We start from the raw sequence: 19,745 nt of genomic DNA on the forward strand, positions 1-19,745 counted from the left end.
AAGAAGAAGGGAAATAATAATTCAGCGATATGCCGGCAGGGGGAGGCTGAACCTGATCCCCAAACCGCCATATTTGGAGGCGTAGGCAGCAATTTCGCCCCCGTGGTGTTCAATAATAGATTTACAGCTTGCAAGGCCCAGCCCCAGACCTCCCTTTTGGATTTGCCGGGATTTATCCACAGTGAAAAATTTAAGGAACAGTGAAGAAATATCCTTATCCGGCACTCCAACTCCATTATCCTCGATTTGGAAGTAAGCATAATGTCCTTGCACGTATCCGGTCATATACACCTTCAGCTCATTTTCCCCCCCATATCTTACGGCGTTGCTAAAGAGGTTGCCGAAAACCCGGCGGATCATCGGTTCATTGGCCATAAGCAAAGTATTGTCAGTGAATGAATGACGGTAAACAAGCCGGTAGTCAAGGCCTGCCAGCTCATAGTCATATTCAAAAGCAATTTGTTCAAATAATTGTGATGCTTGTACGGGGACTGCTACCATTGATTCCAGCTCCAGCTTTTCTTTAGTGAAGCTGGAGAAATCATTGATAAGCTCGACCATATAGGCTGACTTCCTTTGAATCAATTCATAATATTCCTGCTTTTCAGTTTCAGGTAAGTCCTTATGTGCAGCCAGCAGTTCAGTAAAACCGTTAATGGATGTCAGGGGTGTTTTCAAATCGTGGGCAATCGCCGCGATGATATCGGTTTGCTCTCTGTGGGCAAGTTGAAGCCTATGCTCCATTTTATTGAAGTGTTTATAAAGTTCTCCGATCTCGTCGTTACTCCTCAAAGCCAGCGGAGGCATCGGATGTACAATATTTACTTCTTCCAGCCGGGTATTCAGACGCCGGATGGGCTTTTCTATGAAAAAATAAATATAGATGATCAGAATAATAAATATAAATAGCGCAATGACAAATATGGGCAGAAGCAAGGCTATATACTGTGGGTCCAGCAATGAAGTGCTTATAGGTGAATACACTGCAAACACGAACTTCAGGTACAATCCAATGGAAAACATCAAAATGATAAGCATCAGAAGGAATAGAAGGGGGAGCTTCATTTTCAGTTTCATACTATTGCTCTCTTTCCGTATATTTATATCCTATGCCCCATATGGTTTTTATAAAATTTGATTCAGGCCCCAGCTTCTTACGGATATTTTTAATATGGACCGTTACGGTATTTAACTCTCCGTATTCATCTCCCCAGACATTTTCATAGATCTGCTCACGAGTCAGTACCTGATTGGGGTGACGCACAAGAACAGATAAAATTTGAAATTCCTTCGTAGATAAGTCGAGCTTCCTGCCATGCAGAAAGGCTTCAAACGTTTTATCATTCAAAATGAGCGGAGCATCAGCCTTTTCGTTACCGGGACTAAGCTCTTCCCACTCTTTAAACAGCCTGTCCACTTTTCTGAAATGGGCTTTTATTCTTGAGGCAAGCTCCTGAATACTGAAAGGTTTGGTCATGTAATCGTCTGCACCTATTTCGAGACCGACGATTTTGTCAATGTCCTTATCACGAGCACTTAAAAACAGGATAGGAACATTATAAGATGCCCGGATGCTTCTGCAGACATCATGTCCATCCAGATCAGGCATCACGATATCCAGAACGATGAAATCAATCTGGTTTTCTTCCAATGCAGCCAAGGCTTCTTTTCCGGAGTATGCCGGAATTATTGCAAATTGCTCGTACCTTAAGCTTTTTGTGATGAGTTTTACGATTTCTTTATCGTCGTCTACAACTAATATTGTTTTTGACATCTTATACCTCCAAGCTCCTATACCCGGTAGCCGTCATTCCAAAATATTTTTTAAATGCATTACTAAATTGTTCCGGTGTGGAGTAACCCACTTGGGCTGCAATTCCGCTGACCGAAGTGTCTGTTGTGAGCAATAGACGTGAAGCGGCGCCCATTCTTGCCTGTAGCTTCTTATCTTTAAAGGCCATACCGTATTGCTTGTATACCATCCGCTCCGTCTGTCTGGTGCTTAGCCCCAGCTGGCCAGCAAGCTGCTGCAGCGTAATGGAATCATAGTGGTACAGGAAGCTGTTTTCAATCATTAGCAGTCTGCTGTCGTCAAGGGTCTTTAGCGGGAGGCATTGGGTGGACGCATGATTCTTACTGTATTGTCTTATCAGCCGGATCACAATCATCTCAAGAAGGTTAGTTGCCATGTGATGAACACCGGCTTGCTCCAGAGAGAGCTCATCCGCAAGCATTTCAAACAATTCCAGCATATTTCCGCTATCCAGTCCGATCCAGAAGGGAGTGGACAGCAGCAGCTGCGGAAGAGCCGGCTCCTTCACGAAGGTTCGCTTGACTAACGGGAGAGTGGAGTTACCGGGTAAAATCTCAAAGAAGATGCAATATTCCGCCATCGGATCCTCCGGGTGGGGGATCTGCTCATGAGCGACCTCCGGTCCAGTTACATATATCGTCCCGGGTGTGATTGCATAAGTTTGCCCTTGCGCGTACAGAGTGCCCTGTCCGGCCGGGATATAATGAAGCTCATAGCTGTTTTGGCTGTGGCTGTGCTCAGGCATCGGTCTGTAAAAATAGCCGAATTTGACATACAACACATTCAGCACCAGGCCTTCAAGGTTCAGCTTGATATCCATATTATCAATGTTGATGCTGGGTAACTTCATGCTCACAGACGTTCCCTCCTGTAAAAATGCGACACCTTTCCGGCTCCCTTGTCATCTCTAAGGATAACGAATCTAACCTCCCATTGATATAATTATTTTGCATTCAGACTCAGCCGTTCAGGAGGATAACAAATGACAAGACGCATGTATCAGAAAGGGAATTACGCCGGCACGTATACAGAGGTTCCTGCTGTCAACCCCGGCAATGCGTGGCGGGAGGGCATGATCAGCGGAAACGGGGAGAACGGGTATATCACGTCTGGCTCGCCCTACTCGGACAGCTTTATTTTTCAGTACATGTGGTTTAACTTTCCTTCCAGAGACCCCAGAGACATTCCGAAGGAACTAACCGCTCAGCTCCCGGATGCCCGGCAGAACGTCTTTAACCAGAACGATAGCTGGAAGATTACGGACGAGACTGGCGGAACGAGAAAAAGAACCTTTTACTATTGCTACCATCCGGGACATCAGCTCAGGGTTAACATACCCAATAATGGAAGTTTGTACGGTTATGAGAGATGGACGAACTATGAAACGGCAGAGACGGGAGTACGCTACAGCGATGAGGATGGGGAGTGGGTGCGTACATCTTTTACCTCCCGGGAGGATAACGTTTCGATCACGAAAATCACTTCATCCTCTGCAGGGGTCAAGCTTCACTTAACCCTCTCTATAGATGACATTACAGCTTTGAGCGGGGCATACGATGGTTTCAATGATTTGAAGGCACTCCAATATAAAAAGCTTGTGGATGCCAGTGCGGATTATCTCGCCCAAGTTGTTCATTACCCGTCCTATCCGGGAAGCGAGCTGGCCCATGGGGGGTACGCAGGCTTGACCCGGGTTGTTGTGGTTAACGGTACCAAGGAAAAAGTACTGCTTGCTGACAGCGGCGATGAACCGATGAATGTGTCCGGGACGGCAACTCCTGCGGTTCAGGTTAAGGATGCCGATGCCGTATATCTAATTACACGCTCTAGCAGAACGCATTCCATGGGGAAAATAGAAGACTTCTCCGCAATGACACAATACGATATTGTTGATCAGCTCTTTCAAGACACGAATGCAGTTGTGCAAAAATATTCAGCTCCGGGCGGCGGGTTCGATTATGATGCGGCTCTTGCAGTCCATGCGGAGAAGCATTCAGCAGAGTTTAACGCAGTAAGCTTCAGCATTGAAGGCGACGGGCAGGATAAGGACGCTGATAATCTGGCCCTAATCCATGCGCAAAAGTCAGCTCCGCAAAGGGTCAATCCTGCTTTTATGGAGCAGGTGTATAACCAGGGGAGGTATGCCATGATCTGCTGCAGCGGAGCAAGCGCGCCGCGCTTGTATGGCATGTGGACGGGAGAATGGAATCCTGGCTGGCGCGGCATTTATACGCTGGATGCCAATGTGAATCTGCAGGTTGCCGCCATGAATACGGGCCATTTGACACAAGCACAGCTTGGATATATTACTTTTTTCTTGAGGAACACTCCCGATTTTGAATATAATGCACGGATGGCGTACGGCATGCATGATGCGCTGCAGATATCCGTTAACTCTGACGGCGACCGCGGGATGCACGTAGAATATGACAATGATTTTCCATTTGAATACTGGAACGCGGGGGCAAGCTGGTGTCTTTTGCCTATCTATGAGTACTGGCAGTGTTACGGCAATCAGCAGATTCCGATTAACGATAACATGCGGTTCGATGAACTGAAACCGGTTCTTGGTGTTCGTGATGGAGGCCTGAATGATGAGGAATTCGCATTGCTTAAAGATAAAGGCTATTTGAATCTTGCAGAGGATATTCTCCTCCCCCTGCTAACCAAGCAGGCTAACTTCTGGGAGCAGCTCTGCACGCCGGAGTATTACACGGATGTTAACGGCAATGCATGTCACCAGCATGGCAAAACCGCGCTGAATCCGGGTGAAACATACCTGATCATTCCGGCGTATTCACCCGAGAATCATCCCATTGGCTACAACAGCACGATCACAGCTAATGCCACCATGGATATTTCAGCCGCGCGGGATGGTTTATCCATGGTCATTGCAATGGAGCAGGCAGTTAGGAGAGAGGGCTATGAACACGCAATAGCTAAATGGGAAGCTTTGCTTAAGCTGCTGCCGGATTATAAATATGATTCGGACGGTGCCTTACGCGAGTGGGCTATGAATGAATACATGGAGAATAACAACCACCGGCATTTGAGCCATCTTTATGCAGCATGGCCCGCCTATGAAACGCAGAACAATCCGGAGTTGTCTCAAGCTGCCAAGACCGCGATTGCCAACAGGGATCAGTATAATACCGGGGATGATACCGCAGGGCATGGCTGGATGCATAAGGCGCTGGTCCAAGCCAGGCTCAAAAATGGTGACGGAGTGCTCTCCTCACTGCTTCCAATGATGAGGGATGCCGGGTACTACAGCTCCTTGATGACAGATCATGATTCGAACAGAAGGTGTAACTGCTACTGTTCGGATACCTCCTTCGGCACAGTGGCAGCCGTCAATGAAGCACTAATGTTCTCGAATACCGGAGAAATAGAGGTTCTTCCTGCTTTGCCTTCCGAATGGCAAACCGGCTTCATCAATGGACTTATGGCAAGAACATGGGTCGAGCTTAAGGCGTTATCCTGGGATTTATCCGCAAGAACCGTACAAGTGACCCTGAACTCTCTCCGGGATGATAATACCATCCGTTTAAAGTTAGGGCTTCCATGGATAAAGGCTATGGTAAGCGGTAGTGAAGCCAAGGTAGAGCAGAAGGAGCAAGAAAAGTATATTCGATTGATCCTAAATGCAGGCGTAGAGGTTACCGTTGTGTTTATATTGTAATTCAAGGACTGCCCTTAGATGAGACCTGTCATTTGAAAGGTCTTTAGTTTTGCCGAATTTCTTGTCTATGGTCATGCATAAATAACTGCTTGTCCATGGTTAAAGATTGCTGCCAACCGTTCTACTCCAGATCATCCGGAAAAGGTTGAGCCAGCAATCCGGCCCGGTAATGTTTGGGTGAGGAGCCCTTTACTTTCTTAAACATTTTAGAGAACAGTAAGGCGTCGTTATAGCCTACAGATCTGGAAATGTCCGCAATGGAAAGCTCGGCGTTTGCCATCATTTCGCATGCCTTATTCATTCTATGGCGAATGAGATACTCCTGAATGCTGAGTTGCATGTTCTGTTTGAACAACAAGCACAAATAGCTTCGGTTGAGTCCGATAAATCGGGCAATATCCTCAACGGTAATCTTATATGGATAGTTCATTTCAATAAAGTTCCGTACTTTCTCGACGTAAATCTCTGTCCTTGATTCCATATTTTCTGAGGAGGTCACCGGACCGGACTCAATCAGAAGAGACAGCAATAGATAAAGCAGACCTGTCAGCTTGGTCTCCTGAGCTTTGCCTAATCCTCTCGACTCTATCATCATCTGTAAAGACTGTTCTATCCTGTTGTCCCGGTCATAGCAGAAGATAGGAGAGCTCTTGGATAAACCTGCCTGCTTGAGAAGCGGTTCTGCAGATGTCCCGTCAAACCCGAACCAACAATAAGACCAAGGGTTTGCGGTTTCAGCCTGATAGTATGTGACTATGTCCGGATAAATTAAAAAGCCCTGCCCCTTCCGCAGCTCATAACGGGCACCGCCAACCTCAAAGAACCCTTCCCCATCCAAAACATAGTGGAGTAAATAGTGGCTCCTTACCGCCGGCCCGAAGTAGTGACCCGGTAGACAATCCTCAATGCCAAACTGAGTAAGATGTAAGCCCATATGCTGTTTACTGCGGGGCAAATATTCGATCACAGCAAATCTCCTTAAAATTAGTATCAAGCATTATAACATATTTAGTAATCATCGTGCTATGTACTAAATGTCTATATATAGTATATCCTTTTAGGGACAAACGCTATTAACTTAAGGAATTATCAAGTATTAAACCATGAATGGTTAAGGTTTGCTTATCGAAAGAAGGGAGTTTGGTCATGGGTATCATCGTTAAAGAACAAGCAGGGTTGTTCCATCTGCAGTCATCGGGTATGAGTTATATCATTCAAATTATAGACGGGTACCCAATACATATCTATTGGGGAAGCAAACTGAATCACCGGGAGCCAATGTCTGATATGCTTATCCATACTCCGGATAAAGCCGGGTTAGACCGGCTGCCTCAAGAATACCCGCAATATGGAAGCGGAGACTTCCGGAATCCGGCATACCAGGTTGAGCTTATGGATGGAACACGTATTACGGAGCTAACATACAAGGGTTATCGGGTGACTAAGGGTAAGCCGTCTCTGCCTGGTCTTCCGGCCGTTTATACCGAGGATAAGGCAGAGGCGGAAACACTGGAGTTGGAATTAACCGATGCTTATTCGGGTCTTAAAGTGACACTGTACTACAGTATCTTCGCGGACCGGAACGTTATCGTTCGCTCGGCCCTGTTCAGCAATGAAGGCAGACAGGAGTTGCGGCTTCGCCGCGCCTTGAGTGCAAGTGTCGACTTTCCAGGCACACGGAATTTTGATATTATGTATCTTTCCGGCGCCTGGGCCAGGGAAGGGAATATTACCCGTAAACCGCTTCATCAAGGAGAAACCCGGATCGACAGTAAAAGAGGCATGAGCAGCCACCAATTTAATCCTTTTGCGGCTTTGGTCGCTCCCGAAACGACGGAAGGTCAAGGTGAGGCATTCGGGTTCAGTCTTGTTTATAGCGGCGGCTTTGAGGCGGATGCCGAAGTCGATTCCTTTGGCTCTGTACGGTTCAGCATTGGCATCAATTCCTTTGATTTCGCATGGCTGCTTAGTCCCGGTGAAAGCTTTCAGACACCGGAAGCGGTTATGGTTTATTCCGGACAAGGACTGGGAGAGATGTCGCGGACGTATCATCGCCTGTACCGCACCCGGCTGTGCCGGGGAAGACACCGGGATGAAGAACGTCCTGTTCTGGTCAATAACTGGGAGGCAACCTATTTTGACTTTAACGCGGACAAGCTGGTATCAATCGCGGAAGAAGGAGCGAAGCTGGGAATCGAGCTGTTTGTGCTGGATGACGGCTGGTTTGGTAAACGGGATTCGGACAATTCCTCTTTAGGCGACTGGTTTGAGGATCGCCGGAAGCTTCCCGGCGGACTGGCTGATGTTGCGGAACGTATTAACGGGCTGGGACTAAAATTCGGACTTTGGGTTGAACCCGAAATGATCTCTCCGGACAGCGAGCTGTACCGCAAGCATCCGGACTGGTGTCTTCATGTCCCGGGACGCAGACGCAGCGAAGCCAGATGGCAGCTGGTTCTGGATTACACCCGCCAAGAGGTGCGCGATTATATTTTTGACTCGCTTTCCGCTATATTTTCCGGCGTTCCTGTTTCTTACGTTAAATGGGATATGAACCGGTGTCTGACGGAAATTGGTTCTGCCGAATTGCCGGCGGAACGGCAATCAGAGACTGCCCACCGCTATGTTCTTGGATTGTATGAGCTGTTAGAACGTATCACACAGGCGTTTCCGGATATCCTTTTCGAAAGCTGCTCCAGCGGAGGAGGCCGCTTCGATCCGGGTATGCTTTACTACATGCCGCAGACCTGGACCAGTGACAATACGGACGCGGCGGAACGGCTTAAGATTCAATTCGGCACGAGCCTGGTTTATCCCGTAAGCGCAATCGGGGCTCATGTATCGGCTGTACCGAACCATCAGGTTGGAAGAATAACTCCGCTTGATTTTAGAGGCAATGTTGCTATGTCCGGAAATTTTGGATACGAATTGGATTTGACGAAATTCACTGACGAAGAAAAGGAAACGGTCCGGCGCCAAATCGTTACCTACAAAGAAATTCGCGGCTTAGTCCAAAAAGGGGATTTATACCGGCTAAAAAGTCCTTTTGAAGGAAACGAGTCGGCTTGGATGTTTGTGTCCGAGGACAAAAAGGAAGCCTTGGTTTATTATTTTCAAGTGATGGCGGTGCCGAACGCACCCCGGAGTTATCTGCAGCTGGCCGGTCTTCAACCCGAAACCGAATATGAAGTTTTGCCGGAAAACAACGGGTCCAGGTCTATTTATGGGGGAGATAGACTGATGAAGTTGGGACTGCCCCTGTCCTATCAACAGAAGGACTATGAAAGCGGCTGGTTCAGAGTCCTAGCTACAGATACGCTGAGGGATTGAGCACAATGCTCTGCCGGTGTCAGAATCTGAAGCAGTAATTCATCATAATTTCGGTTAATGAATGCCCCTTTCATATGAGAAGGGGCATTTTGCATGAAGCGGTCTATACGGCCCGGGAGGATTAGCGATGTTTTTGTTCCGCATGATGAACGATATGAAGATGAAAAAGAAATTGGCCCTTACCTTTATCTCTGCTGCCGTTCTTCCTTTGATGTTATCCGGTCTGTTCTTAACCGGAAAGCTTCGGGAGATCGTCATCAAAGATGCGTTAACTCAAGTTTCAGACAATGTGGAGCGTGTTCAAAAAAGGACCGAAGAGCTGCTTAAGGTACCGCTGGATCTTTCTTACCGGCTGACGGTTGATAACAGGATGAAAAGAGTAGCCACCCAAAAATACGAGGATTACGCCGATGTTATTCAAGCCTACCGCGAGTATACGGATATCCGGGACTACATTCAATTGTACAAAGAGATATCCGGCATTCATGTGTACGCCGTGAATCCCGGGGCGCTCAATAACTGGGAGTTCATTCAGCCGGATGAGCGGATTATGGCAGAAATCTGGTACAAGGAAGCTATAGAGCAAAAAGGGCTTGCCGGCTGGAATCTGATCAAGGAAGAACAAAACGCAGCGGAGCGGCTTAGCCTGATACGTTCGTTTCCGGCTGACTCACTTGGACGCAAAGGCGTCTTGACTATTAATGTAGATCAACAGCAATTAAGCTCAATTCTGGATCAGGAGTCCTTTACCACAATGATCGTGGATAACCGGAACCGGATTGTCGGCTCCAATGAAGCCGGTTATTTCGGAAGGGAATTGTCAGAAATGGATGGAGACCCGCAGATCCTTTCCGGTCAGGAGGGAAGCTACGACACGGTCATCAACGGCAGCTCCTCTAAAATTGTTATCGCTAACCTGGAGCCGGAAAATAGCTGGAACGGGCTTCGAATCATTTCAATTTTTTCTTATTCAGACATTACGAGGGATGCCAACCGTGTTATTCGCCTCGGGGCTATTGTAATAGCGGTTAGCCTTGTGTTTGCTGTGGTGCTTATATATGCCTCTGCCGCACTGTTGTCCGGGAGACTTCTTCGTTTAAGCAAGCATATGTCCAAGGTGGGTTCCGGTTCATGGGAAGCTTACCTCCAAATTGATGGCAAAGATGAAGTCGGATTGCTGTCGAAGCAGTTTAATTCGCTTATCAGAAGCGTGCATGAACTGGTTCAAGAAGTTCAGGAAACAAATAATCAAAAAAACCTGGTAGAGCAGAGACAGAATGAGATGAGATTCAAGATGCTGGCAAGTCAGATCAATCCGCACTTTCTTTTTAATTCTTTGGAATCGATCCGGATGGAAGCCCATATACGCAGGCAGGATGATATCGCGGAAGCGGTATGGCTTCTCAGTACGCTTCTGCGCAGCAGCCTGGAGGCCGGTAACGGCAGCATTCCTCTTAGCGAGGAGCTTGAGCGTGTGCGCTGTTATCTTGATATGCAAAAGTTCCGGTATGAAGACCGGTTGGAATATCGCTTAATGTCTGATCCTGATTTGGAAGAAATGTCTGTCCCACCGTTAATTATTCAACCGCTGGTGGAGAACTCCATCATCCATGGTCTGGATAACCGTGAAGAAGGAGTAACGGTTACGGTTGAAATAAGCAGGGTCCCGAAGGGAGCGAAGGTTAAAGTGAGTGACAATGGAGCAGGCATCACGCCGGAACGGCTTGCCGGTATCCGGGCGGAGCTTGCCGAATCCATACATGAGCAGGAGAGCGAGCGGATCGGTATTCGCAACGTGAACGACCGGCTTGTGCTGCTGTACGGGGGACCGAGCGCCCTGAACATTGAGAGCAAGCTTGGGCAAGGCACTGTCATTACGTTTTATATTCCTGGAGGTGTAGCTGTTGATTAAGGTCGTTATCGTGGACGATGAGCCAAAACTCAGGCAAGGACTGCAAACGCTAATTCCATGGGAAAGTGTGGGTTTTACCGTTGCAGCTGCCGCAGGCAATGGCAGAGAAGCATTAAAGATCATTAAGGAGGAGGCTCCGGAAGTCGTTATAGCAGACATCCGAATGCCCGTTATGGACGGCTTACAGCTCATTGAGCATTTAAGAGCGGCCGGCCATAACATGCAATTCATTATTTTGAGCGGATATGCGGATTTTGAGTATGCCAAGCAGGCGATCAAATATGGTGTGGTCGGATACCTGCTTAAACCGGTGAATATCGGTGAAATGCTGGCTACTTTAAAACTTGTGAGGGGACGGATTGAAGAGGAAAAACAGAAGCGAAAAAGTCCTCAGGCAGAGACACTAGACCGGGACTTATATCTGCATCGTCTGCTGGTCCCTCAGGAGAAGCCGGGAGAAACAATAAAGCCTGGTGCCGGCATAGGACAACCAGAATTGCTGTGGAGCAGTTACGAAGTCGTAGTTATTGTTCCGCGTGTTCCTGAAGCAGATTTGCCGGATGCGCTCAACCGGCTGGCGGCCGGGCTGAAAGCACTGGCAGAGGAGCGGAATATGGGGGCTGTAACGGTCATTTCTCCCCATGTGGTGCTTCTGCTCAACACGCCGCTTCGCGGATCTCAGCGGCGCGATCATCTGTACAGCGAGATCCGGAATATTGCCAGCGGTATCCGGTTTGTTGCTGCAACCGGCGGGGCCGTCACCGAAGCCCGGCATATTTACAATTCTTATGCGAAAGCCAGAGAAGCGGCAAAGCTGTCTTTTTTCAGTGATAGAGACCGTCTGCTGGAGCCTGAATATCCTCCTGTGTGCCCGCCGGTACCGACCGGTTTACCGGAAGAACGGAATGAAGAGCCGATGAGGGATTTAATCCTCCGCCTGTACTACTGCCTGGATGTAGGAAACAAGGATATGGTGGCGCCGCTGCTACATGAGGCAGCAGCCGTTTATTGCAGGCAGCGGCAAGATGAGGATTATGTTAAACAAGCCTTCTTTTTTCTTTGCAATGGAATCATTCATAAGCTTGCCGCCGCCTCCCGTTTAGAAGGGAAAGAGACAGAGAAGGTTTCACATTTCTTGAACGGGATCTATCAGCATGATCGTCTGCAGAAGCTAATAGAGGATATCCGCCGTTTTCTTCTGGATTTTGTGGAAGAATCGGAGACACAGGGCAAAGAGCTCGAATTTAAGAGAATGATCGATTTTATTCATAAGCATTATGCGGAAGATTTGAAATTATCAACATTGGCCGGTTTGCTTAACTATAGTACCCCTTATTTGGGGCAGCTGTTCAGAAATAAAACCGGAGAGTACTTTAACACCTATCTGGACAAAGTGCGTATCCAAAAAGCCAAGGAACTGCTGGCCCAAGGGATGAAGGTGTATGAAGTGGCAGAGCAGGTAGGTTACACGAGCGTAAATTACTTTTTCAGCAAATTTAAAAGGTATGAAGGCCGGTCACCGTCGGACTATAAGAATCCATAATTTTTAGATGATTTTTCCCGAAATCATTGGTATGGGAACCCCCTCCTCTCTAATCTATGATAGTTATGAAGAGAGGGGAGGAAGTATGAAACCGATAACGTTAAATGCGGAAAACGCATACACAAAAAGAAAAAAGAGCGCTTGGAGGGAGTTCAAAAATCAGAAGTATCTTTACTACATGTCTATACCTTTTGTTCTTTGGGTGTTTGTCTTCCAGTACTTGCCTTTGTGGGGCTGGACGATGGCCTTCCAAAAATATAGACCCGGAGTGAGCTTTTTTGAACAGAAGTGGGTAGGCTTTGAGCACTTTCAAACCTTGTTCAAGGATGACCATTTTTATCAGGTGCTGCGAAACACGCTGGCTATGAGCTTTATGGGGCTGATTGCCGGTTTTATCGTGCCGGTCGTTTTTGCACTGCTCCTCAATGAGGTTCGTGTTCAGGCATTAAAGAGGTTCGTCCAGACCGTTTCTTATCTTCCGCATTTTGTATCCTGGGTAGTCGCTGCAGGGATCGTTACCAAAATGCTTTCAACGGACGGCGGAATTGTAAACGATATCCTTCTCGGCCTGAACATTATTGATAAACCGATTCAGTTTATGGCACAGGGGAACTTATTCTGGGGAATCGTGACAGGTTCAGATATATGGAAGGAAACAGGCTGGAATGCCATTATATACCTTGCTGCCATTTCCGGGATAGGCCCGGAATTATATGAAGCGGCAAGGGTGGACGGAGCGAGCCGTCTCCGGCAAATATGGCATATTACACTGCCTGGCATCAGGCCGACCATCATCGTTCTTTTAATTATGTCGATTGGCCATTTACTGGGTACGGGCTTTGAAAAGCAATTCCTGCTAGGAAATCACCTAGTCATCGATTACTCTGAAGTGCTCGACTTGTATGCGCTTAATTATGGTCTGGCTATGGGCAGATATTCCTTCGGAACGGCAATCAACATTTTCAACTCGGTGATAAGCCTGATTCTTCTGTTTGCCGCCAATGGTATATTTAAGCGATTTACTAACGAAAGCATTATGTAGAGAGAGGATGGGTGGCATGGGGGTTGTTAACAGCAATGCTTCAACCGGCAGATTACAAATAAAACACCGTTCGAAATCAACACAGGACAGGATACTTGCATGCGTCGTTTATCTGTCCATGTTTGTAGTAACCGTATTGACGATATATCCGTTCTTAAACGTACTGGCGATCTCCCTCAACGATTCAGTAGATACCGTCCGGGGAGGGATTACCGTCTGGCCGCGGCAGTTTACTCTGGATAACTATAGTCTGATTTTCACTTATGGAAGTCTAATGACCGGCTTTAAAATTTCCGTACTGCGGACGCTTATCGGTACTGCAGCAGGTCTGGTCAGCGGTTCTATGCTTGCTTACACCCTTGCGCGAAATGACTTTCAGGCAAGGAGATTTATATCCATCTTTCTGGCGGTTACCATGTATATCTCCGGCGGCCTGATTCCGGGATTTATTTTGATGAGAGATTTGAACCTGATCGGTACCTTCGCGGTGTACATTCTGCCGGGCCTTGTAAGCGCCTTTAATGTTTTCGTGATCCGCTCCTTCATTGATGGACTGCCGTATGCGCTGCAGGAGTCAGCCAAGCTTGACGGAGCCAACGATTTTACGATTTACTGGCGTGTCATTTTGCCGCTGTGCAAGCCGGCTCTGGCTACCGTAGCCCTTTTCCTCGCGGTAGGACAATGGAACTCCTGGTTCGATACGTATCTGTTTAACGGGTCCGACGAAGCTCTAACAACGCTGCAGTATGAGTTGATGAAAATTCTGCAAAGCACAACCACAAGTGCAACGAATTCCCAGGACGTGGCGAATATGGCTGAACGAATGTCACAAATTTCGCCGGAATCCGTCAAAATGGCAATTACTATTGTCGTCACAGTGCCAATTCTTATCGTCTATCCCTTCCTGCAAAAGTATTTTGTCAAAGGGATGACGCTCGGAGCTGTAAAGAGTTAGATTGTTTCTTGAATGGGTGTGTCCAGGTTAACAAGCCTGTCTCATACAATCAGTATTTATCCATTATCTAGGGGGTTAGCTTCATGAAGCCAGAAAAAAGAGGGCTAGTGCTGTCTTCCGTGCTTGCGCTGACTTTAGCGTCGACGCTTGCCGGTTGCGGCGGTAATAACGGCTCAGGAGAAGGCAGCAACATGGAAGGCGGTTCGTCCGGGTCTGATTTAAAGCCGGTCACGCTTACTTATTTTTCAGAGGACAGCAGTACCAATTGGAATAACATGCAGGATGAAGTAGGTAAGGTTATTGCCGAAAAAACCGGTGTGACACTGGATGCCGAGTTTGCAGTGGGTGATCCGGTCCAAAAAATGTCGCTGATTGCGGCGACCGGCAATTATCCTGATTTGATTGCTGCAAAGGCGGATGTCGGGAAGCTTGTCGACGCCGGAGCTGTAATCGATTTAACGGAATTGATCGACAAGCATGCACCTAATATCAAAAAAATGCTTGGAGATAAGCTTGTTCGGGCCAAGTACAGCTTGGATGATCAGGCGATCTACGCGGTGCCAACCTGGTCGTCCGTTGATGAGAAGAAATTCAGGGCTGAGGGGGGATTTGAACTGCAGCACCGGGTTGTCAAAGAAGCTGGTTATCCGGAAATCCGCACAGTAAAGGATTTTGAAAAAGTCATCCAGGATTATATCACCAAGCATCCGACGGACGAAAACGGAAATAAAAATATCGGTCTTTCCCTGAATGGAGATGACTGGCATATGTACCAGGTTACCAACTCGGGGTTCCAGACGACCGGCGGACCGGACGACGGGGAATATTTCATTGATCAGGAAACGCATCAGGCGACCTATCATTTCCGCCGTCCGGAGGAGAAGGAATATTTCCGCTGGTTAAATCATATGAACGACATCGGACTGCTTGATCCGGAAAGCTTTGTGCAGAAGACCGACCAGTTTAAGGCTAAAGTGGCTTCCGGCCGGGTTCTTGGTTTGGCTGATCCGGAATGGGATTATGGAGACGCGCAAAATGCACTGAAGGCTGCCGGGAAATTTGATCAAACCTACGGCCATTATCCGGTCACGCTGAGTGAGGAATACAAGGATACCAGCTTCTGGCCGGCCGGCTTTGACGGAGGATACGGAATCTCGATCTCCAGCAAGTGCAAGGACCCGGTGCGGGCCATCCAATTCCTTGACTTCCTTGCATCGGAAGAGGGGCAGATCCTGAATAACTGGGGAATTGAAGATAAACATTACACGGTTGAGAACGGTAAACGGGTAGTCATCCCGGCTGTACAGGAACGTATGGACAATGACAACGCGGCGTTCCAAAAAGAATCCGGTGTTGGTCTTTATTGGAACCTGATGGTCCACTACGGAGACGGTATTAAGGATTCCACCGGAAACTACTTCACCCGCAATTACCCTGAGCAATTGACGGCAAGCTACAGTGAACCGGAGAAAGAAGCTCTGAAGGCTTACGGCGCCGAACATTGGAAAGATCTTTTCCCGGCAGAAGATGAATTTGAGTCCAGAGCCTACGGTGCTGCTTACACGATGTCACTCGCCAGCGACGATCCTGCTGTTATCCTAGGAGCCAAGATGAAGGATATCACATGGAAGAGAGTCCCTGAAGCCATTATGTCCAAGCCGGAAGAGTTCGATAAAATTTGGGATGCCTATATGGCAGATCTGGATAAGGCCGGAGTTAAGGAAATGGAAGAGGCTTATACCAAGCATATCCAAAACCGTATCGAACTGTGGTCTACTAAATAAATTGTTGATCCAGCGGGCTCGTTTCCAGCATGACAGGAGAGGAAATGAGCCCGTTGTTCTGTGGAGAGAACTCATTAGACACAAACGAGTGAGAGAGATCACAATATTAATGTAAGCGGTTAATATTGTGAGGAAACCATACTGCGATCAAATTTGCCGGGAGGAAAGCTGATGCGGTTAAACATCAAAAGAAACCTATTAGGCTCGCTGTGTTTAATGATGTTGTTTTCTTTAGTAACAAACCTGGGTGTGGACGATTCAAAAGCTGCTGCTTTCACAGAAATTTCTGACCCTGTTACTTCTTCTAATGGAGGGATGGAGGAGCGGCAGATCAATGATGGTCAAACGAGTGTCATCAAAGCCACTTATGCGGATGCAGTGTTGAACGGTTACGGCATCGAGAAACGCGGGCCTGTCTATGAGGATCAGGACCAGCTTTACGATGGCGACGGCTATATTTCTTTCTTTTTCGCGGAAGATGCTTCTTCTCCGGATGAGGCCGGGAATGCAACCTTTAAGGTGAACGCTGCAGAGGCCGGATTATACAAGCTTAGCATAGGCTACTATATTCCTGAGGGTTACGGCGGAAAGGCAACCGGTATACAGGTTAATGGGATCGGTGCTGGAGAACTTATGCTGGATGCACCTGCGGCAGGCACTGTACAGGCTGAGAAAATGGTCAGTAAAGTACTGCTCAACGCTGGAGAAAATACGATTAAGATTACTCGGGGCTGGGGTTATTATGGCATCGAGTTTATCCTGCTTGAACCGGCCAATGCCCAGCCAGTTGGAAACTTGCTTGAGGCAGAAGACGGGATGATGAGCGGCAGCGTCTCGATCGGGGCCGCAGGGGATGGATACTCGGGTGACGGATACGCGGCATTTCAACAATCGGGATCACTTACTCTGAATTATAAAGCCCCTTCTGCCGGAATGTTTGACATTCTCATAGGGTATAGCTCGCCAAATGGTGAGAAGAAGACCAGTGTCGTGTTGAACGGAAACCTAACCGAAATTACTCTGCCTGAGACCGTCAGCTTTGAGGAGATGCCTGCAGGAAAAATTTGGTTGAATGAAGGCGGTAATATCATCGAGTTCCTGGCCAACTGGGGTTGGTATAATATCGACTATGTTAAGCTGACGGCTGCCGCCAAGCCGGAGCTGCCTGAAGTTTCAACTGTCCTGGTTAATCCGGATGCAACTCCCGAAGCCCGGGCGCTAATGAACTTTCTGGATAGCCAGTATGGTCAGAAATTGATTTCGGGTCAGCAAACGCTGGAGGACACAGAGTGGATCTTCCAGCAAACCGGGAAATATCCGGCGATATTTGCCACCGATTTAATGGACTACTCCCCCTCACGTGTCGAGAAAGGAGCTACTTCAACCGAAATTGAGAAAATAATGGCTTGGCACAAGCGCGGCGGCATCGTATCGCTGTGTTGGCACTGGAACGCTCCGAAGGGAATTGGAGGGGAAGAGCCCGGTCATGAATGGTATAAGGGATTCTATACGGACTATACGACCTTTGATGTAGAGTATGCGCTCAGCCATCCGGATTCCGAGGATTATCACTTGCTTATCCGGGATATCGATGCAATTGCGTTCCAGTTGAAACGACTGCAGGATGCAGGAGTACCGCTGTTGTGGCGGCCGCTTCATGAGGCGGAGGGCGGCTGGTTCTGGTGGGGTGCAAAGGGGCCGGAACCGGCTAAACAGCTATGGAGGTTGATGTATGACCGGCTGACTAACCATCACCATCTGAACAATCTCATTTGGGTGTGGAACTCCGAGAAGACGGAGTGGTATCCGGGAGATGATATGGTGGACATTGCCAGTATCGATATTTATAACCCTGCAGGGGACTACAATCCAAGCATCGCAAAGTACGAAAGTCTGGTTTCACTGGTGAACGGGAGCAAGGTAATTGGACTGGCGGAAAACGGACCTATCCCTGATCCGGAAATGCTGCAGGCTTACAATGCACACTGGAGCTTTTTCACTACCTGGACGGGCAGTTTTATTAAGGATGGAACTACAAACTCACCTGAACATTTGAAAAAGGTCTATGGGCATGACTATGTTGTCACCCTTGACGAACTTCCGTCTGATCTGTATACCTCACAAAAGTTTGAGGCAGAGAATGGAGAACGCTCCGGCCTGAAAGTCATGGATAAGGAAGCCGGGGCTTCCGGCAGCCGATATGTTACAAGCATGGATGCCGAAGATGGACAGTTAAGAATGAAAGCAGCCGGGGCAGCCGGTACCTATACGCTCACCATTCGTTACAAGACAGGCAATGGACAGAGGAAGAACAGTATTTCGGTTAACGGCAACGAGGCGGTTGAATATACGTTTGCGGATACAACAGAGTGGACCGATATGGTAATTGGACCGTACACGCTGCAAAAAGGAGAGCAAACGTTTGAGATCATTACCGGTCAAGGCGGGACGGATATTGATTATATCAAGTTAACGCGTGTTACACCGTCTGCTGAAACCACGGACGGTACTGTTATCAGCAACACAGGAAGCGTTGGGTATAACGGGGGGCCGGACAATGCCGAAACGCAGTTTATCGAGGTGGACGGGGCAGAGCTGATTGCCGCGCTTAGACAACAGATCAACAAGCCTGCAGAGTCGCAGCTGTTCGTGATTAAATCAGATAAAAGTGAGGCGGCAGAGTTCAGGTTCCCGGCATCGGCACTTGTAGAGGCAGCCGTTATTACGCCGGATGCGGCAATCATAATCGAATGGGACACGGCTTCATACCGTTTCCCGGTGGCCCTGATCAACGTCGATGAAGCCGCGGCTCGTCTGGGAGCCAAGACTGCTGATGTCCAGATCTCGATTCAGCTGAAGAAGCTCGACAGCGGGCAAGCCGGAGGGATCAGTATACGGGCTAAGGATAACGGAGTCCTGCTAAACCCTGATATGTATGAATTGAAAGTCCTTGCTTATTCGGGAACACAAGCCTTCGAAATTAAACATTTCGGCAGCCGGTATATCTCCCATACGTTCACAATTCCCCAATCTGCCGGCAATGGATTAACAGCTTTAAGGATGGATCCTGCCACAGGAGAGCTATCCTTTGTGCCCGCTTTAACCCATGCGGCAAATGGCGCTACGGTTATAACTATTAAACGTAACGGCGGCGGTATGTATATGACAGGCCAATTGGAGCGGAGATTTGACGATCTCAGCGGTCACTGGGCCAGGGAGGATATTGAATTCATGGCGAACAAGCTGCTTGTTCGTGGAGTTGATGTCCATCGCTTTGCCCCGGACCGGTATATGACACGGGCTGAATTTATTGTGTTAATCGCAAGAGCACTGGGACTCGATGTTTCCGGGACAACGGTTGAATTCTCCGATGTTCCGTTAAGCAAGTGGTATACCGGGGCGGTTGCTGCCGCCGTTGAGGCAGGTCTAATTACAGGCTATTCAGACAATACATTCCGGCCGGATGCTTTGATTACACGTGAGCAAGTGGCAGTTCTGATTGTCCGAGCTGCGGCGTTCACAGGGCATGCAATCGAAGCAGCACAGGGCTTAACCCATGATCAGGCCGCGGCTAAAGATTGGGTAAACCGTGCGCAAGCTGCCGTCATGGTAAAGCGTCTGCTGATTTACTTAAACTTTATAAATTCTTAGTCGATTGAAATCAGATGCACGACTGGATTGCCG

General features: G+C 48.1%; 12 protein-coding genes. 8 read left to right on the top strand and 4 right to left on the bottom strand.

Features of this window, described 5'->3' with window-relative positions:
- Positions 1 to 21: 21 nt before the first annotated feature.
- From NST84_RS07015 to NST84_RS07025, 3 genes are read right to left on the bottom strand one after another with little or no spacing between them, the layout of a single operon-like run.
- Positions 22 to 1,077 (bottom strand): HAMP domain-containing sensor histidine kinase, encoded by a 1,056-nt coding sequence (locus tag NST84_RS07015; protein ID WP_342564891.1) that lies wholly within the window; start codon positions 1,075 to 1,077, stop codon positions 22 to 24.
- A gap of 1 nt (position 1,078) precedes the next feature.
- Positions 1,079 to 1,774 carry a response regulator transcription factor gene (locus tag NST84_RS07020; protein WP_342564892.1) on the bottom strand — a complete coding sequence of 232 codons (696 nt, stop codon included), beginning with the start codon at positions 1,772 to 1,774 and terminating at the stop codon, positions 1,079 to 1,081.
- 1 nt (position 1,775) lies between these two features.
- Positions 1,776 to 2,663 carry an AraC family transcriptional regulator gene (locus tag NST84_RS07025; RefSeq protein WP_342566366.1) on the bottom strand — a complete coding sequence of 296 codons (888 nt, stop codon included), beginning with the start codon at positions 2,661 to 2,663 and terminating at the stop codon, positions 1,776 to 1,778.
- Positions 2,664 to 2,795: 132 nt separating this feature from the next.
- Here NST84_RS07025 and NST84_RS07030 point away from each other — a divergent pair, with 132 nt between their 5' ends.
- A complete protein-coding gene (locus NST84_RS07030) occupies positions 2,796 to 5,495 on the top strand; it encodes a glycoside hydrolase N-terminal domain-containing protein (RefSeq protein WP_342564893.1) in 2,700 nt (899 codons plus the stop codon).
- Positions 5,496 to 5,616: 121 nt separating this feature from the next.
- Here the strand turns inward: NST84_RS07030 and NST84_RS07035 are convergent, their stop codons facing one another.
- Positions 5,617 to 6,462, bottom strand: a complete 846-nt coding sequence (locus NST84_RS07035) for an AraC family transcriptional regulator (RefSeq protein WP_342564894.1) — start codon at positions 6,460 to 6,462, stop codon at positions 5,617 to 5,619.
- A gap of 179 nt (positions 6,463 to 6,641) precedes the next feature.
- Here NST84_RS07035 and NST84_RS07040 point away from each other — a divergent pair, with 179 nt between their 5' ends.
- From NST84_RS07040 to NST84_RS07070, 7 genes are all read left to right on the top strand, one after another.
- Positions 6,642 to 8,825, top strand: coding sequence for an alpha-galactosidase (locus NST84_RS07040; RefSeq protein WP_342564895.1), 2,184 nt, complete (start codon positions 6,642 to 6,644; stop codon positions 8,823 to 8,825).
- A 127-nt stretch (positions 8,826 to 8,952) separates the two neighbouring features.
- Positions 8,953 to 10,737 carry a histidine kinase gene (locus NST84_RS07045; RefSeq protein ID WP_342564896.1) on the top strand — a complete coding sequence of 595 codons (1,785 nt, stop codon included), beginning with the start codon at positions 8,953 to 8,955 and terminating at the stop codon, positions 10,735 to 10,737.
- The gene (locus NST84_RS07050; RefSeq protein WP_342564897.1) at positions 10,730 to 12,280 is read left to right on the top strand and encodes a response regulator transcription factor; all 1,551 of its coding nucleotides are present in this window, start codon (positions 10,730 to 10,732) and stop codon (positions 12,278 to 12,280) included. The genes NST84_RS07045 and NST84_RS07050 overlap by 8 nt, the downstream gene beginning before the upstream one ends.
- 85 nt (positions 12,281 to 12,365) lie before the next feature.
- Positions 12,366 to 13,322 carry a sugar ABC transporter permease gene (locus tag NST84_RS07055; protein ID WP_342566367.1) on the top strand — a complete coding sequence of 319 codons (957 nt, stop codon included), beginning with the start codon at positions 12,366 to 12,368 and terminating at the stop codon, positions 13,320 to 13,322.
- A gap of 16 nt (positions 13,323 to 13,338) precedes the next feature.
- Positions 13,339 to 14,277, top strand: a complete 939-nt coding sequence (locus tag NST84_RS07060) for a carbohydrate ABC transporter permease (protein WP_342564898.1) — start codon at positions 13,339 to 13,341, stop codon at positions 14,275 to 14,277.
- Positions 14,278 to 14,360: 83 nt separating this feature from the next.
- A complete protein-coding gene (locus NST84_RS07065) occupies positions 14,361 to 16,061 on the top strand; it encodes an ABC transporter substrate-binding protein (RefSeq protein ID WP_342564899.1) in 1,701 nt (566 codons plus the stop codon).
- Between the two features lie 249 nt (positions 16,062 to 16,310).
- Complete coding sequence (locus tag NST84_RS07070) at positions 16,311 to 19,712, top strand: glycosyl hydrolase (protein ID WP_342564900.1); 3,402 nt, start codon at positions 16,311 to 16,313, stop codon at positions 19,710 to 19,712.
- Positions 19,713 to 19,745 lie beyond the last annotated feature (33 nt).

This window comes from Paenibacillus sp. FSL R7-0345, assembly GCF_038595055.1.
Lineage (GTDB): Bacteria > Bacillota > Bacilli > Paenibacillales > Paenibacillaceae > Paenibacillus_AQ.

Excerpts from the sequence above, each read along its gene's own strand:
- NST84_RS07015 (WP_342564891.1), bottom strand. The coding sequence starts at position 1,077 with ATGAAACTGAAAATGAAGCTCCCCCTTCTATTCCTTCTGATGCTTATC.
- NST84_RS07020 (WP_342564892.1), bottom strand. The coding sequence starts at position 1,774 with ATGTCAAAAACAATATTAGTTGTAGACGACGATAAAGAAATCGTAAAA.
- NST84_RS07025 (WP_342566366.1), bottom strand. The coding sequence starts at position 2,663 with ATGAAGTTACCCAGCATCAACATTGATAATATGGATATCAAGCTGAAC.
- NST84_RS07030 (WP_342564893.1), top strand. The coding sequence starts at position 2,796 with ATGACAAGACGCATGTATCAGAAAGGGAATTACGCCGGCACGTATACA.
- NST84_RS07040 (WP_342564895.1), top strand. The coding sequence starts at position 6,642 with ATGGGTATCATCGTTAAAGAACAAGCAGGGTTGTTCCATCTGCAGTCA.
- NST84_RS07045 (WP_342564896.1), top strand. The coding sequence starts at position 8,953 with ATGTTTTTGTTCCGCATGATGAACGATATGAAGATGAAAAAGAAATTG.
- NST84_RS07055 (WP_342566367.1), top strand. The coding sequence starts at position 12,366 with ATGAAACCGATAACGTTAAATGCGGAAAACGCATACACAAAAAGAAAA.
- NST84_RS07060 (WP_342564898.1), top strand. The coding sequence starts at position 13,339 with ATGGGGGTTGTTAACAGCAATGCTTCAACCGGCAGATTACAAATAAAA.
- NST84_RS07065 (WP_342564899.1), top strand. The coding sequence starts at position 14,361 with ATGAAGCCAGAAAAAAGAGGGCTAGTGCTGTCTTCCGTGCTTGCGCTG.